General features: G+C 71.8%; 13 protein-coding genes. 3 read left to right on the plus strand and 10 right to left on the minus strand.

All coding sequences use genetic code 11. The features are described 5' to 3' along the window. The first annotated feature begins 81 nt into the window (after positions 1 to 81). Entirely contained in the window at positions 82 to 978 is an 897-nt protein-coding gene (locus tag AB0J42_RS10260; protein WP_364291038.1) for a TIGR03619 family F420-dependent LLM class oxidoreductase, read from the plus strand. Positions 979 to 1,230: 252 nt separating this feature from the next. Next, positions 1,231 to 2,850: a lectin gene (locus tag AB0J42_RS10265; RefSeq protein WP_364291040.1), complete on the plus strand. Its 1,620-nt coding sequence runs from the start codon at positions 1,231 to 1,233 to the stop codon at positions 2,848 to 2,850. A 57-nt stretch (positions 2,851 to 2,907) separates the two neighbouring features. Here AB0J42_RS10265 and AB0J42_RS10270 read toward each other — a convergent pair whose 3' ends face one another. Continuing rightward, on the minus strand, positions 2,908 to 3,978 hold the full coding sequence (locus tag AB0J42_RS10270; protein WP_364291042.1) for a serine hydrolase domain-containing protein: 1,071 nt from the start codon (positions 3,976 to 3,978) through the stop codon (positions 2,908 to 2,910). A gap of 9 nt (positions 3,979 to 3,987) precedes the next feature. After that, positions 3,988 to 4,887 carry an N-acetylmuramic acid 6-phosphate etherase gene (murQ, locus tag AB0J42_RS10275; protein ID WP_364291044.1) on the minus strand — a complete coding sequence of 300 codons (900 nt, stop codon included), beginning with the start codon at positions 4,885 to 4,887 and terminating at the stop codon, positions 3,988 to 3,990. 57 nt (positions 4,888 to 4,944) lie between these two features. Between murQ and AB0J42_RS10280 the strand changes: the two genes are divergently transcribed. After that, positions 4,945 to 6,057: a DUF1343 domain-containing protein gene (locus AB0J42_RS10280; protein WP_364291046.1), complete on the plus strand. Its 1,113-nt coding sequence runs from the start codon at positions 4,945 to 4,947 to the stop codon at positions 6,055 to 6,057. A 2-nt stretch (positions 6,058 to 6,059) separates the two neighbouring features. Here the strand turns inward: AB0J42_RS10280 and AB0J42_RS10285 are convergent, their stop codons facing one another. From AB0J42_RS10285 to AB0J42_RS10320, 8 genes are all read right to left on the minus strand, one after another. Then, positions 6,060 to 7,016 carry a GNAT family N-acetyltransferase gene (locus AB0J42_RS10285; protein WP_364291048.1) on the minus strand — a complete coding sequence of 319 codons (957 nt, stop codon included), beginning with the start codon at positions 7,014 to 7,016 and terminating at the stop codon, positions 6,060 to 6,062. A 1-nt stretch (position 7,017) separates the two neighbouring features. Next, positions 7,018 to 8,028, minus strand: a complete 1,011-nt coding sequence (locus tag AB0J42_RS10290; protein ID WP_364291050.1) for an ABC transporter ATP-binding protein — start codon at positions 8,026 to 8,028, stop codon at positions 7,018 to 7,020. After that, positions 8,025 to 9,011 (minus strand): ABC transporter ATP-binding protein, encoded by a 987-nt coding sequence (locus tag AB0J42_RS10295; protein WP_364291051.1) that lies wholly within the window; start codon positions 9,009 to 9,011, stop codon positions 8,025 to 8,027. Before AB0J42_RS10295 ends, AB0J42_RS10290 begins: the two co-directional genes overlap by 4 nt. A 2-nt stretch (positions 9,012 to 9,013) precedes the next feature. After that, a complete protein-coding gene (locus AB0J42_RS10300) occupies positions 9,014 to 9,916 on the minus strand; it encodes an ABC transporter permease (protein ID WP_364291053.1) in 903 nt (300 codons plus the stop codon). Next, entirely contained in the window at positions 9,913 to 10,923 is a 1,011-nt protein-coding gene (locus AB0J42_RS10305) for an ABC transporter permease (RefSeq protein ID WP_364291055.1), read from the minus strand. The genes AB0J42_RS10300 and AB0J42_RS10305 overlap by 4 nt, the downstream gene beginning before the upstream one ends. Before the next feature lie 2 nt (positions 10,924 to 10,925). Beyond that, positions 10,926 to 12,743 (minus strand): ABC transporter substrate-binding protein, encoded by a 1,818-nt coding sequence (locus tag AB0J42_RS10310; RefSeq protein ID WP_364291057.1) that lies wholly within the window; start codon positions 12,741 to 12,743, stop codon positions 10,926 to 10,928. Between the two features lie 161 nt (positions 12,744 to 12,904). Then, a complete protein-coding gene (locus AB0J42_RS10315; protein WP_364291059.1) occupies positions 12,905 to 13,849 on the minus strand; it encodes a zinc-dependent alcohol dehydrogenase family protein in 945 nt (314 codons plus the stop codon). Between the two features lie 13 nt (positions 13,850 to 13,862). Beyond that, on the minus strand, positions 13,863 to 15,071 hold the full coding sequence (locus AB0J42_RS10320) for a M20 family metallopeptidase (RefSeq protein WP_364291061.1): 1,209 nt from the start codon (positions 15,069 to 15,071) through the stop codon (positions 13,863 to 13,865). Between the last annotated feature and the right edge of the window lie 71 nt (positions 15,072 to 15,142).

A 15,142-nucleotide genomic window follows, 5' to 3' on the forward strand; every position in this document is an offset into this window, starting at 1 on the left:
GCGGACGGAGATCGCCGGATGCGCTGCCCTGATAGGGTCCTGTGATCGACTTGGGCGCGATGTCCAGGGAGCGGAGGAGTCATGAGGATCGGATTCTCCGTGCCCCAGTCCGGGGCGTGGGCGATGCCGGAGGCCATGCGCGCGATCGCGACCCGGGCGGAGCGGCTCGGCTATCACGAGCTGTGGACCTTCCAGCGGGTCCTCTACCCGGTCGGGCACCCGATGGGGCCGACCTACCGCGCCGTGCACGACCCGCTGATCACCCTGTCCTACCTGGCCGGCGTCACCGAGCGGATCCGGCTCGGGGTGGCGGTGGTCAACGCCTTCGTGCAGCCGGTGCTGCTGGCCAAGCAGCTCACCACCCTGCAGACCGTCTCCGGCGGCCGGCTGACGGCCGGGCTGGGGCTCGGCTGGGTTCCCGAGGAGTTCGAGGCGGCCGGGGTCGACCAGGCGCGGCGCGGGCGCCGGGGCGAGGAGTTCGTCGAGGTGCTGCGGAAGATGTGGCACGACGAGGTGGTGGAGCACCGGGGTGAGTTCTACCGGATCTCGCCCTCGTACGCGGACCCGAAGCCGTCGCCGGCCCCGCCGATCCTGCTGGGCGGCACCGCCGAGGTGGCGCTGCGCCGGGCCGGGCGGCTGGCCGACGGGTGGGTGAGCTCCAGCCGCGAGGACCTGTCGAAGATCGCGGCCCGCATCGCGCTGGTGAAGGCGGCGGCCGAGGAGGCCGGGCGGGACTCCGGGGCGCTCCGGTTCGTCTGCCGGGGCGTCACCCGGGTGCGCCGGGAGCCGGGGGAGGAGCGGCGGCTGCTGACGGGCTCCCTGGAGGAGATCAGGGAGGACGTGGCCTGGCTGGCCGAGCAGGGCGTGACAGATCTCTTCCACGACCTCAACTTCGACCCGCAGGTCGTCACCGCTGCCCCGGACGAGGCGCTGCGCCACGCCGAGGAGCTTCTGGAGGCCCTCGCCCCGGCGGAGTGACCGGCCGGCGGTGAAACTTTCAGCTGGCAGGGCGGCCGGACGCGGTCCTGGCTTGGGCGGACGTCCGGGCGGGGCAGGTGCCGGGCGCGCGGCTCGTTGACGATGATCGGGCCGTCGGATGTACTCGGCCCGACATGCCCGCGGAAGCACTACCGGTGAGCTGAGGTCAGAAATGTTAGCGATAACACCAGGGCGAACCCGCCACACGGAAGAAGCCGGCAGCAGCCCGACCGCAGCTGAGGAGTGGTCGTCATGAGCAGGAGACGAACCCGCACGCTGCTGACCCTGGCGGCGCTGGCCCTGGCGCTCGCCCCCGCCCAGCAGGCCCAGGCGCTGGAGAACGGCGTGGGCCGCACCCCGCCGATGGGGTGGAACACCTGGAACACCTTCGGCTGCAACATCGATGAGACGCTGATCCACCAGACGGCCGACGCGATCGTCAGCTCGGGCATGCGCGACCTCGGATACGAGTACGTGGTCGTCGACGACTGCTGGTTCGACCCGGTCCGCGACTCCAACGGCAACCTGCGGGCCAACGCGTCGAGGTTCCCGAGCGGGATGAAGGCGCTCGGCGACTACCTGCACGCCCGGGGCCTGAAGTTCGGCCTCTACCAGGCGCCCCTGGACCGCACCTGCGCCCAGTACTTCGGCTCCTACCCGGGCGCCACCGGCAGCCTCGGCCACGAGGTCCAGGACGCTCAGCAGTTCGCCGCGTGGGGCGTCGACTACCTCAAGTACGACTGGTGCTCGCCCACCGGCAGCATCGACGACCAGGTCCGCACCTTCGCCAAGATGCGGGACGCCCTGGCGGCCACCGGCCGGCCGATCCTCTACAGCATCAACCCCAACAGCATCCACGAGAAGACCGGCCCGCAGCGGAACTGGGGCGACGTCGCCAACATCTGGCGCACGACCGAGGACATCACCAACGTCTGGAACTCCGGGCAGACCAACGGCTACCCGATGGGCATCCAGAACATCGTCGACGTCAACGTGCCCCTGGCGGGCTACGCCGCCCCCGGGCAGTTCAACGACCCCGACATGATGGTGGTCGGCCGGGGCGGCATGACGGACACCGAGATGCGCAGCCACTTCGCCCTCTGGGCGATCATGGCCGCGCCGCTGATCGCGGGCAACGACATCCGGAACATGAACTCCGCGACCGCCACGATCATGAAGAACCGGAACCTGATCGACATCAACCAGGACCCGCTCGGACTCCAGGCCGTCCAGGTCAGCAACGACGGCACCCGGCGCGTCCTGGCCAAGCGGCTGAGCGGCGGCGACGTCGCGGTCGCCCTGTTCAACCAGGGCGGCAGCACGACGACGATCAGCACCACCGCCTCGGCGATCGGCCTGTCCGGCAGCTCCTTCAGCCTGCGCGAGGCCTGGACGGACGCCGTCACCTCCACCAGCGGCGCCATCTCGGCGAGCGTGCCGCCCCACGGCACCGTCGTCTTCCGCGTCAGCGGCGGAACGCCGATCCCCGCCAACCGCATCCAGGGCGTGGGGTCGGGACGGTGCCTCGACGTCGCCGGAGTGTCCCAGGCCAACGGGGCCCCGGTGCAGATCTGGGACTGCCACGGGCAGAGCAACCAGCAGTGGACCGCCACGGCCGCCGGGGAGCTGCGTGTCTACGGCAGCAAGTGCCTCGACGTGAACAACAACGGCACGGCCGACGGCACCAGCGTGATCATCTGGGACTGCAACGGCCAGGACAACCAGAAGTGGCGCTTCAACCAGGACGGCAGCATCACCGCCGTCGGCGCGGGCAAGTGCCTGGACGTGCCCGAGAACGCCACGGCCAACGGCGTCGCACTCAACATCTGGACCTGCAACGGCGGCGCCAACCAGCGGTGGAACCGCCTCTGACCCGTCCACCCGGGAACCCTGCCGGGGCTCGTCCCGCGAGGCGGGCACCGGCCGGGTTCAGGACGCCAGGCGCAGGGCCTCGGCCGCGACCGCGGCGCGCAGCTCGCGGATGCCCGGACGGCCCCGCACCGGGTGGACGGCGTTGGTCAGCAGGACCGCCGTCACCCGGCGGGACGGCGAGACGACCAGCGAGGTGCCGGTGAACCCGGAGTGGCCGAACGCGTCGTCCAGCGGCCCGCAGATGCCCGGGTCGCCGATGCGGACCCCGAGCCCGTGCCGGAACGGCGCCCCGGTCACGCCCTGGTCGCGCAGCATCTCGGCCACCGTCTCGGGGCGCAGCGCCGGCCCGCCGCCGAGCCGGAGCGCCTCGCCGAGTTTCAGCACGTCGCGGGCGGTGCCGAAGACCCCGGCGTGCCCAGCCACCCCGCCGAGCGCGTACGCGGTCTCGTCGTGCACCTCGCCCCGCACGCAGCCCGGCCCGGGCCGCTCGGGCTTCCACTCGGTGGCGGCGACGCGCGAGGGGTCCGCGGGACGGTAGCCGGTCGCGGCCAGCCCCAGCGGGCCGGTGACCCGGGCACGGACCAGCCCGTCCAGGGATGCGCCGGAGGCCAGCTCCGCCACCCGGCCCGCCATCACCAGGCCCACGTCCGAGTACACATAGGGCCCGCCCACCGGCCCGGTCACCGGCGTGCGGGTCATGGCCGCCAGGCGCGCCGCCGGATCGGCGTCCGGCAGCTCCAGGTCGATGCGCCGGGTGGGCCGGAAGCCCGCGGTGTGCGTCAGCAGGCGGCGCAGGGTGATCCGCGGGTCGGTGCCCGGCAGCCAGGCCGCCACGGGCTCGTCCAGGCCCAGCACCCCGTCCTCCGCGAGCGACAGGATGGCGGCCGTGGTGAACAGCTTGCTGATCGAGGCGAGGTCGAAGACGGACCCGCGGCTCGCGGGCGGCCTCTGCTCCGCGAGCGTGAGTCCGGCGTCCTGGTAGCGCACCAGCTCGCCGGCGGCCGAAGCCGCCGCGACGGCGCCGTCCACGGCGATCATCGCGACCGCCGCCGGGCACACCCCGGGCACGGCGTCCGCCAGGATCGCGTCCAGCCGGTCGGACATCGTCGCCTTCCCCCCGTACGTCAAAGAGCCCCCTCAGCCGCTCAGCGCGTCGCTGAGCCGCTCCCCGTGGGAACGCAGCAGGGCGCGGGCGCCCTCCGCGTCCAGGTTGTGCCGGATCATCAGCACCGCCACCTTGGCCTGCCCGCCCGCCTCGGCCAGGGCGCGCCCCGCCTCCTCGGGCCCGGCGCCGGTGATGTCGCGGACCATCCGCACCGCGCGGGAGGCCAGCTTGCTGTTCATCGCCGACATCTCGATCATCTTGTTGCCGTACGTGCGGCCGAGCCGGACCATCGAGATCGTCGAGATCATGTTGAGCACCAGCTTCTGGGCGGTGCCCGCCTTCAGCCGGGTGGAGCCCGTCACCACCTCGGGGCCGACCACCACCTCGATCGGGTGCTGGGCGGCGGCCGACAGCGGCGCGTCCTCGTTGCACGACAGGCTGACCGTCAGCGCCTCCCGGCGGCCCGCCTCCGCCAGCGCCCCGAGCACGAACGGGGCGCGCCCGCTGGCCGAGACGCCCACCACCGAGTCGAGCGGGCCCACCTCCAGCTCCGCCAGGGCGGCGGCGCCCGCGTCCGCGTCGTCCTCGGCGCCCTCGACCGAGCGGGTCAGCGCCTCCCGGCCGCCCGCGATGATGCCCTGCACCAGCTCCGGGTCGGTGCCGAAGGTCGGCGGGCACTCCGAGGCGTCCAGCACGGCCAGCCGGCCCGACGTGCCCGCGCCGACGTACAGCAGCCTGCCGCCCCCGCCCATCCGGTCGGCGATCGCGTCGATCGCGTCGGAGATGGCCGGGAGGGCCAGGGCCACGGCCGCCGGCACCCCGGCGTCGGCCTCGTTCATCAGCCGGGCGATCTCCAGCGTGGGCAGCCGGTCGATCTGGCTGTAGCGGGGATCGCTCTGCTCGGTGGACGGCTCGGATAGCGGATCAGTCATGACGCTAATTTCCACCCTCTACTTCTCTCTTGTAAATATCTTTCAGACAATGGTTTCATGTCTTACGTACGAACCGGAGCCGAGCGGCTGGCCGCGGATCCGTCTCTGGCCCCCGCGGGGCGCGCCGGCCTGATCACCAACCCCACCGGAGTCCTTCCCGACCTGACCCCCACCGCCGACGCGCTGCTCGCGGCGGGCGTGCCGCTGACCGCGCTGTTCGGCCCCGAGCACGGCATCCGCGGCACCGCGCAGGCCGGCTACGCCGAAGGGGACGCGGTGGACGCCAGGACGGGCCTGCCGGTGTACGACACCCACAAGCACGACGGCGACGCGCTGGACGAGCTGGTGGAACGCTCCGGAGTGGACACGCTGGTGTTCGACATCGCCGACGTCGGCGCCCGCTTCTACACCTACGTGTGGACCATGTACGACCTGCTGGCCTCCGCCGCCCGGCTGGGGCTGCGGTTCGTGGTGCTGGACCGGCCCAACCCGCTCGGCGGCGCCGTCACCGAAGGCCCGCCGCTCGACCCCGCCTTCGCCAGCTTCGTCGGCCGCTTCCCGCTGCCGCTGCGCCACGGCAGGACCGCCGGCGAACTCGCCACGCTCTTCGGCTTCGACGCCGACCTGCGCGTGATCACCATGCGGGGCTGGCGGCGCGACATGACCTTCGCCGACACCGGCCTGCCCTGGGTGATGCCCTCCGTCAACATGCCCACCACCGACACCGCGCTCGTCTACCCCGGGACCGGGCTGTTCGAGGGCACCAACTTCTCCGAGGGCCGCGGCACCACCCGGCCCTTCGAACTCATCGGCGCCCCCTACGCCGACGAGCGGTTCGCGCCCGCGCTGGCCGCGCTCGGCCTGCCCGGCGTGCGGTTCCGGGAGACCTGGTTCACGCCCACCTTCCACAAGCACACCGGCGTCCCCGTACGAGGCGTGCAGCTGCACGTCCACGATCCGCAGGCGTTCCGGCCGGTGCTGACCGGCGTGAGCATGCTGCACGTGGCCCGCACCCTCTACCCCGAGCACCTGGAATGGTGGGGGCCCGGGCACTTCCTGGACCACCTGTGGGGCTCCGGCACCCTGACCCGGTGCCTGGAAGCCGGGGAGGACCCGCGCGGCCTGTGCGCCGAACCCGCTCCCCCCGATGGGCCTCTCCTCTACGGCTGACATCACGCCAGTTCGCGCCCGTACAGCCAGAAGACACGCTCGGCGCGGGCGCCGACGGCGCGCGCGTAGAACCCCAGCGGGCCGACCCAGCCGATCTGGGCGGTCCGCTGCCCGGCCGCGCGCATGTCGGCCAGGCAGCGCCGGAGCAGCACCCGGCCCAGGCCGGTCCCGCGGGCCTCGGGCGCGGTGCCCATCGGCCCGAACCAGGACGGGCGGGCGCCCCAGGCGGCGAAGGCCAGCACCCGGCCGTCGCGCTCGGCGTAGTGCACGCCGGAGGCGTTGGCGGCCTCCCAGGCCCAGGCGTCGTTCCAGTGCTCCCGCGCGAACTCCGCCACCCGCCGCCGGTCCTCACCCACCGCGCGGACCTCGATCCCGGTCGCGGCCAGGCGCTTCAGGTCCTCGCCCACGTCCAGATCGATGTCCAGGGGCGCGGTCATGTTCCAGGCCGTGCGGTCGAGCGCGTAGCCGAGGCTCTCGGCCAGGCAGGCGGCGGGCGTGTAGCGCACGTCGACGCCGGGCCAGGCGTAGCAGGGCGGGTTCCCGGCCAGGCGGACCCGGCGGGCGCCCTCCCGCCGCAGCCACTCCTCGGCCGCGCGCACCAGCGCCCGGCCGCGGCCCCCGCCCTGGTGGTCAGGGTGTACGGCGAGCAGGTCGACATGACCGACGGCCGGGTCGGCGGTGGACATCGACGCCATCGCCAGGCCCCCCTCGGTCACCAGCGCGGCCCAGCGGCGGTTGCCCGGCGGCGTGGCCAGCCGTTCCACCAGCGAACCCGCGTCCTCGGCGTCGTAGGTCAGCGCCGCCCGCGCCACCTCGGCGGCCCGCGCCAGATCGGCGCCCCGCAGCCTCCGCAGCACCCGGACCTCATGCTCGGCAGCCTCACGAGAAGCCGCCTGTCTTGTCCGGGCGCCGGAGTGTCCTGGCTCGCTCGTACGCCTGATCTCCTGGGGGAGGGTCACGTCACACCTCGCTCATCGGCCGGGCCACGACGCTGCGCCGCTCCGGGTAGAAGCAGGCGTGCTCCTGCGGGAACCCCTCCGTCACCTGCAGCACGGGACGCTCGCCGGCGCAGCGCTCGCCGCGGAACGGGCAGCGCGGCGCGAACAGGCAGCCGGACTCCTCCTCGCCGCCGTCCATCGTCTCCACCGGCGTCACCGGCTGCTCGCCCGGCCGCTCCAGGCCGTGCAGCACCGGGATCGCCGACAGCAGCGACTGCGTGTACGGATGGACCGGGTCGGCGATGACCGTGTCGACCGGCCCCCGCTCCACGACCTGACCCCGGTAGATCACGTACAGCTCGCCGTCGTCGCCGATGTAGCGCGCGGTGGCCACGTCGTGCGTGATGAACAGCACCGCCACCCCGAGCCGCTCGCGCAGGTCCTTCAGCAGCGCCAGGATGCCCAGCCGGAGCGACACGTCGATCATCGACACGGCCTCGTCGGCGACCAGCATCTCCGGGTCGACGGTCAGCGCCCGCGCGATGACCACCCGCTGCCGCATGCCGCCCGACAGCTGGTGCGGGTAGCGGGCCAGCACGCTGCCCGGGTCCAGCCCGACCAGCGACAGCACCTCGGCGGCCCGCTCCTCGATCCACGCCTTGGACCGCCCCGTCTGCCTGGCCCGCAGCGTCAGCGGCGCGTGCAGCGTCTGGTGGATGGTCCGGGTGGGGTTCAGCGCCGAGTACGGGTCCTGGTGGATCAGCTGGATCTTGCGGAAGTGCGGCTGGCGCTGCTTCGGCTTGAGCGACGACATCCGGACGCCGTCCAGCGTCAGCTCGCCCTCGTCGTAGCTCTCCAGCCCGGCGATGATCCGCCCCAGCGTCGTCTTGCCGCACCCGGACTCGCCGATGAACGAGGCCGCGCCGCCCTTGGGGACGGCGAAGTCCACCCCGCGCAGCGCCCGCACCTCGCGCCCGGCGAGCATGTTGCCGCGCTGCTTGAAGGTCTTGACGATGCCTTCTCCGGTGATCATGCGTGCTCCCTCACCTTCACCGCGTGGCAGGCCACGATCCGGTCCCCGTGCTCGACTGCGGCCGGGTCGTCGGTGTCGCAGACGTCCATGCGCAGCTCGCACCGCTCCCGGAACACACAGCCCCGCTCGGGCACCGTCGCCAGCGTCGGCGGGCGGCCGGGCAGCGCCCGCGCCTCGGAGATGTCGCCGGTCAGCCTCGGGATGGCCCGGATCAGGCCCTTGGTGTAGGGGTGGCGGGGATCGCCGAGCACCTGCCTGGTCGGCCCCTGCTCGACCAGCCTCCCGCCGTACATGACCGCGAGCCGGTCGGCGACCTCGGCCACCACCCCGATGTCGTGCGTGATCACCAGCGTGGTGAGGCCGCGCTCGGCGTGCACCTCCCGGATGATCCTCAGGATGTTCGCCTGGGTGATCATGTCGAGCGCGGTGGTCGGCTCGTCCAGCACCACCAGGTGGGCGTTGAGCACCAGCGCCAGCATGATGCCGACCCGCTGGCGCATCCCGCCCGACAGCTCGTGCTGGTGCGAGTCGAGCACCCGGGCCCCGTCCAGGCCCATCCGCCCGAGCAGCTCCCTGGCGTCCCGGATGAGCCCGCGCAGGTCGTCCACGCCGTGCGAGCGGCCCAGGTCGAGCACCTGCTTGCCGACCGTCTTGAGCGGGTTGAGGGAGTTCTGGGCGGCCTGGAACACGTACCCGACGTGCTTGCCGCGCGCCCTGCGCAGCTCCTCGCCGCGCAGCCCGGCCACGTCCCCCAGCCCGTCGACGTGCACGCTGCCCGCGGCGATGCGGCCCGGCGGCTGCACCGCGTTCAGCAGCGACAGCGCCAGCGTCGACTTGCCCGAGCCGGACTCGCCGACGATGCCGGTGATCGAGCCGGGCTCCAGCGTCAGCGAGACGTCCCGTACGGCGGGAAGCTCGCCCGCCGGCGTCTTGTAGACGACCGTCAGGCCGTCGATGCGCACTCCCGGCGCTTGTCCTGGCACTCCTACTCCTCACGCAGCCGGGGGTTGAAGATCTCGTCCATGGCGTCCACCACGAGCACGATCGCGAGCGTGAGCAGCAGGATCGCCAGCAGCGGCGCCAGCATGTACGGCAGCGCGGCGGTCGTGGTCAGCGCGCCGCCGCCGAACACGGACAGGTTGAGCATGACGCCCCAGTTGTCCGCCTCGTACGGGAGCACGCCCAGGAAGAACAGGCCCACCTGCGCGTACACGGCGCCGGTGACCGCGATGAGCATGTTCATCGCGATGTACGGGGCCATGCTCGGCAGCAGTTCCTTGCCCACGATGTGGCTGGTGGACAGGCCAAGCCCGCGCGCCGCCTCGATGAAGCCGCGCTCGCGCAGCGACAGCGTCTGCGACCGCACCGCCCGCGCCACGCCGCCCCAGCCGAGCAGGCCCAGCAGCAGCCCCATCTCCAGCGCGCTGCCGAACGACCAGACGGTGGAGAGCACGAGCAGCAGCGGCAGCCCGGGAATGGTCAGCTTCATGTCGGTCAGCCGCATGAGCACGGTGTCCCAGCGGCCCCGCTTGAAGCCGGAGAACAGCCCGATCGCGGTGCCCAGCACCACCGTGATCACGGCGGTGACCAACGCGCTCAGCAGCACGTACCGGGAGCCCGTGATGACCTGGGCGAGCACGTCGCGGCCCTGGCCGTCGGTGCCGAACCAGTGCTCGGCGCTCATCGGCGCGTACAGCTTGCTCGTGTCGCGCGGCAGCACCTCGGGGTAGAACATCGGCCCGAACACGCCCATGAACACGAAGCCCAGCAGGATGACCGCGCCGAACAGGCGGGAGGGCTTGCGCCTCATCACCCGCCACACGCCGCGCCAGAAGTTGCGGCGCATGGTCGCCGCGGTGCCGGTGGTCTCCAGGATCGCGCTGCTCACGCCGACACCTCCTCGCCGGAGCGGACCCGCGGGTCGATGACCGAATAGAACAGGTCGGCCAGGATGTTGGCCACGATGATCGCCGCCGTGATGAGCAGGAACGCGCCGCCCATCAGCGCGTAGTCACGGTTGACGACGCTGTCGATGAGCAGGAACCCGAGCCCCGGATAGTTGAAGATCTTCTCGATGAAGATGGCGCCGCCGAACAGCAGGCCCAGCGAGAGCGCCAGGATCGTGAAGAGCGGCAGGATCGCGTTGCGCGCGACGTAACGGAAGACGATGGTCCGTTTCATCCCGCGCAGCTCGGCCGCCAGGATGAAGTCGTCGCCGAGCACGGTGACGACGCTCGACTTCATGGCCAGGATCCAGCCGCCGTAGCTGGCCAGCGCGTAGGTCACGACCGGCAGGGTGGCGTGCTCGATCAGCGAGCCGATGTATCCGGCGTTGAAGCCGGGCTCGTACAGGATGTCGGCGGTGCCGCCCTGCGGCAGGATCGGGATCAGCGTCGTGAAGATCGCGCCCATCAGCAGCGCCAGCACGTACTGCGGCACGCCGTGCAGCAGCGAGCCGGAGACCGCCAGGAAGTCGCCGAGCTTGCCGGAGCGCTTGATGGCCGCGTACACGCCCATGATCACGCCGACCAGGAAGCTCAGCAGCGTGCCGGCCAGCACCGGTAGAACGGTCCACTTGGCCGCCCCCAGCAGCACCGACGTCACGGGGGAGCCGGGGTGGGTGACGGACACGCCGAGGTCGAGGCGGAACAGGCCCGTCATGTAGTCGACGTACTGCTCCCACATGGAGCCTTGGGGCAGGAACCCGTACATCACCGCGGTGGCCCGCTCCGCCGCCTCGGGGGACATGCCCTGCTCCAGGAGCTTCTGGTAGCGCGCCGCCACGGGGTCGCCGGGGATGTTGCGGACGATGAAGAAACTGATCGTGGCGACGACGAGAATCATGACGATCCCGCGGGCCAGGTGGCCCGCGAGACGCCGTGCGATGACCGTCATGCTTACGAAGTCTTCTTCACCATGCCGAGCTGGATCCAGACTCCTGCGGGAAGGCGCAGCAGGTCGCTGTCCTGCTCGGGGAAGCCGGTGAACCTGCTGGTGTTGGTGAACTGGGTGTTCACGTAGTCCCAGAGCTGGATGACCGGCAGGTCCTGGTTGGCGGCCTTGGCGAGCTGGAGCATGATCGGCTTGGCCTCCTCGGCGCCGACCGAGTTCAGCTTGCCGGTGAGCTCACCCGGGTTGATCTTGGTGCCGTCGACCTCGACCTCCTCGGCGCCGCCCATCCAGTTGCCGTTCTTGCCCGGCGCGGAGTGCGTGATCTTGCCGGCCACGTTGGTCCAGCCGTTCGAGGCGCCGTAGAGACGCTGGAAGATGTCGTACGGGGCGGGACCGAGCGCGATCAGCCAGAAGCCGACGTCGTACTTGCCGGCCGCGATCTCCTCCAGGTAGAGCGGGTAGTCGGCGACGGTGACGACCTCGGCGTCCACGCCCGCCTCGACGAGCTGGCCCTTGATGTTCTCCTGCGCGGCGATCCAGTCGGAGAAGCCGGAGGGCGCGGTCATGGTGACCTTCCAGGGGCTGCCGTCGGGCAGCGCCCACTTGCCGTCCTTCTTCTGCAGCCCGGCCGCCTCGAACTCCTCCTCGGCCTTGGCCGGGTCGGGGTTGTACGGCTCCAGGTTGTTCAGCTCGGCGCCCAGCCACTCCTGCGCGGGCTTCTGGTGGATGCCGGAGGTGGTCACCGCGGCGGTGCCGCCCTCAGGAGAGGCGACCTTGGTGACCTCGGCGCGGTCGATCAGGTAGGCCAGGCCGCGGCGCACGTGCACGTTGTCGTACGGCTTCTTGGTCTGGTTGAACGCCATGCCGACGGCCACCGGCGAGTAGCCCTTGATGATGTTGGTGCCCGGAGCCTGCTTGATCCGGTTCATCACGTCGGCCGGGGCCGCGGTGAAGCCCGCGTGGTCCAGCTTGCCGGAGATCAGGTAGTTCCAGATCTGCTCGTTGCCGGTGTAGTTGAGGAACTTCACCTGGTCGGGGGCGACGTTGGCGGCGTTGTAGAAGTTCGGGTTCTTGACCAGCAGCGCCTCGCCGGGGTTCACCCGCTCAAGGGTGAAGGGGCCGGCCGAGACGTCCTTCTCCGGAGCGAAGGCGATGATCTTCTCGCCCAGCGCGGTGATCTCCTCGCGGGCCTTCTCGGCGTCCTCACCCTCGCCGCGCGAGGCCTTCAGCTTGTCCCAGAAGTCGTCCGGCAGCACACTGCCCCAGATGTGCGCGGGGGCCACGAAGGTGTCGAGCACGCCGCGGGCGAACTTGCTGCTGGGGTTGGTCATGTCCTGCGTGACCTTGACCGTCAGGTCGTCGACGACCTCGACGTCGGCCGCCGCGCCCGCCGCGCCGGGGGTCAGCGCGAAGGCGGTGCTGCCCTGCGTGTAGGCGACGCCGATGGACAGGCGGACGTCCTCGGCCGTCACCGGCCGGCCGTCGGACCACTTGTTGCCCGCGTGCAGCTTGATGGTGATCGAGGAGTTGTCCTCGGCGATCTCCCAGCTCTCGGCGATGCCGGGGTAGAACTGGTTCGGGTCGGTCAGGTGGTTCTTGACCCATGCGAGCTTCATCGCGTTGTACCCGAGGAAGGAGTTGCCCTTCGGGTTGTACGGGTTCGCGGGGCCGTTCGGGTCGATGCCCGGCCTGTTCACGTCGATCGTGGTGAAGAGCCCGCCGCCACCGCCGCCCGAAGAGGACTCATTGGTGGTGCCGCCGCCACTGCAGGCTGTGACGGCGGTAAGGCCCAGCAACGCCACTACCGCTGCTAGTCGCTTCATGTACCGCTCCGGGGAAGTTCGGACCTGATGAGGATCTGTGGGATTGACCGGACCCTACGGTCGCCCGGAGTATGCGTCAATAATCTCCAGTGGTTGTGAGGCTAATGTAACTTTCCTTCATCAGTGGTGCCGATGGCGTTTCTCTCCACCCGCGGGGGATCTCAGCGTACGAGAATGACGGCGGCGCCCTTGACCTGGTCGCGCGCGATGTCCCGCAGCGCCCGGTCCGCCTCCTCGAACGCGTACTCGACGCTGCTCACCCGCGGCGGGTGCGCGCGCGCCAGCTCCAGGTACGCGCGCCCGTCCGCCCGGGTGTTGGCGGTGACGCTGCGCAGCGTCCGCTCCCGGAAGAGGTGCCGGTCGTAGTTCAACGACGGGATGTCGCTCAGGTGGATCCCGGCGACGGCGAGCGTGCCGCCCCGGTCCAGCGCCTCCAGGGCGGGCGGCACCAGCTCGCCCGCCGGCGCGAACAGGATCGCCGAGTCCAGCGGCTCCGGCGGCCGGTCGCCCGCCGAGGCCGCGCCCAGCTCCAGCGCCAGCTCCCGGTGGCGGGCCGCCCGGGTGACGACGTGCACGACCGCGCCCATGGCGATGGCCGCCTGCGCGGTCAGGTGGGCCGACGCGCCGAACCCGTAGATGCCCAGCCGCCCGCCCTCCGGCAGGTCGCAGCGGAGCAGCGCCCGGTAGCCGATGATGCCCGCGCACAGCAGCGGCGCCAGCCGCACGGCCGGCACCTCCTCCGGCAGCGGGTAGACGTAGTCGCGCGGCGCCGTCAGGTACTCGGCGAACCCGCCGTCGGCGTCCCAGCCCGTGTACGTGGACTCCGGGCAGAGGTTCTCCAGGCCGCGCCGGCAGTAGCGGCAGCGCCCGCAGGTCGAGCGGAGCCAGGCCACCCCGACCCGCTCCCCGTCGCCGCCGTCGGGCCGCACCACCCGCCCGACCACCTGGTGGCCGGGCGTCGTCAGCGACCGGTGCGGCGGCAGGTCGCCCTCGGCCAGGTGCAGGTCGGTGCGGCAGGCCCCGCACACCTCCACCCGGATCAGCACCTCGCCGGGCCCCGGCTCGGGCACCGGGCGCTCCACCATGACCAGCGGCCGGGACTCCATCGGCCCCGGCCTGTCAACCGCCCAGGCCCGCATCGGCCGAGGCCAGCCGCTCGTGCGCGAGCGCCGCGTACAGGGCCGCGCCGTCGGGCAGCGCGCCGTCGTCGAACACCGCGTCGGGGGAGTGGTTGTAGGGCGCGGTCGCCGGGTCGCGGCCGGGCGGGCAGGCACCCAGCATCAGGAACGCCCCCGGAACCTCCCGCAGCACGTACGAGAAGTCCTCCGACGCGGTGATGGGCCGCGGCGCGGCGAGATAGCGGCCCGGCCCGAACAGGGAGTCCACCGTCGCGTGCGCGAACGCCGTCTCGGCCGGGTCGTTGACCGTCACCGGGTAGCCCATGCCGAACGACGCCTCGGCCCGCACCCCGTGCGCCGCCGCGACGCCCTCCACCACCTCGACCAGGCGCCGCTTCACCAGGGCCCGGTGGTCCGCGCTGAACGTCCGGACCGTCGCCTCGAACCGCGCCTCGTCCGGGATCACGTTATCCGCCGACCCGCCGTGGAAGCTGCCGACCGTCACCACCACCGGGTCGAACACGTCGAAGGTCCGGGTGACCATGGTCTGGATCGCCGTCACCATCTCGCATCCCGCCTGAATCGGGTCGCGGGCCGTGTGCGGGCTGGAGCCGTGCCCGCCGTGCCCCTTCACCGTCACCGCGAAGACGTCCGCCGCCGCCATCATCGGCCCCGGCCGCGAGGAGAATGCCCCCAGCGGCAGGACCGAAACCACGTGTATCCCGTACGCGGCGACGGGCCGCCCGCCCGCCGCCTCCAGCACGCCCTCGGCGATCATGTGCCTGGCGCCCTCGTAGCCCTCCTCGCCCGGCTGGAACATGAAGATCACGTCCCCGGCCAGCTCCTCGCGTCGGGCGCTCAGCAGGTGCGCCGCGCCCGCCAGCATGGCCGTGTGCAGGTCGTGCCCGCACGCGTGCATCCGTCCCTCGATCCGCGAGGCGTACGGGAGATCGTTGCGCTCGGTCACGGGCAGCGCGTCCATGTCGCCGCGCAGCAGCACGGCCGGTCCGGGCCGACCGCCCCGCAGCACCGCGGTCACCGAGGTGAGCGCCTTGCCGAGAGTGATCTCCAGGGGCAGCCCGTCCAGGGCCGCCAGCACCTTCTCCTGCGTGCGCGGCAGCTTGAGGCCGACCTCCGGATCGCGGTGTAAGGAGTGACGCAGCCTGACGAGCTCATCCCGCATGTCCTGTGCGGATTCGGTGAACGACATGGAGGCCATTCTTCAGCACCGGGGCGCGCTAGCTAGGATGATCGAGTGACCGAGCGCAAGCGGATCGACTA

Source organism: Nonomuraea sp. NPDC049649 (genome assembly GCF_040675175.1).
GTDB lineage: Bacteria > Actinomycetota > Actinomycetes > Streptosporangiales > Streptosporangiaceae > Nonomuraea.

What these genes read in the sequence shown, in the direction of transcription:
- AB0J42_RS10260 (WP_364291038.1), top strand. Translation starts at nt 82, where the DNA reads ATGAGGATCGGATTCTCCGTGCCCCAGTCCGGGGCGTGGGCGATGCCG.
- AB0J42_RS10265 (WP_364291040.1), top strand. Translation starts at nt 1,231, where the DNA reads ATGAGCAGGAGACGAACCCGCACGCTGCTGACCCTGGCGGCGCTGGCC.
- murQ (WP_364291044.1), bottom strand. Translation starts at nt 4,887, where the DNA reads ATGACTGATCCGCTATCCGAGCCGTCCACCGAGCAGAGCGATCCCCGC.
- AB0J42_RS10280 (WP_364291046.1), top strand. Translation starts at nt 4,945, where the DNA reads ATGTCTTACGTACGAACCGGAGCCGAGCGGCTGGCCGCGGATCCGTCT.
- AB0J42_RS10290 (WP_364291050.1), bottom strand. Translation starts at nt 8,028, where the DNA reads ATGATCACCGGAGAAGGCATCGTCAAGACCTTCAAGCAGCGCGGCAAC.
- AB0J42_RS10305 (WP_364291055.1), bottom strand. Translation starts at nt 10,923, where the DNA reads ATGACGGTCATCGCACGGCGTCTCGCGGGCCACCTGGCCCGCGGGATC.
- AB0J42_RS10310 (WP_364291057.1), bottom strand. Translation starts at nt 12,743, where the DNA reads ATGAAGCGACTAGCAGCGGTAGTGGCGTTGCTGGGCCTTACCGCCGTC.
- AB0J42_RS10315 (WP_364291059.1), bottom strand. Translation starts at nt 13,849, where the DNA reads ATGGAGTCCCGGCCGCTGGTCATGGTGGAGCGCCCGGTGCCCGAGCCG.
- AB0J42_RS10320 (WP_364291061.1), bottom strand. Translation starts at nt 15,071, where the DNA reads ATGTCGTTCACCGAATCCGCACAGGACATGCGGGATGAGCTCGTCAGG.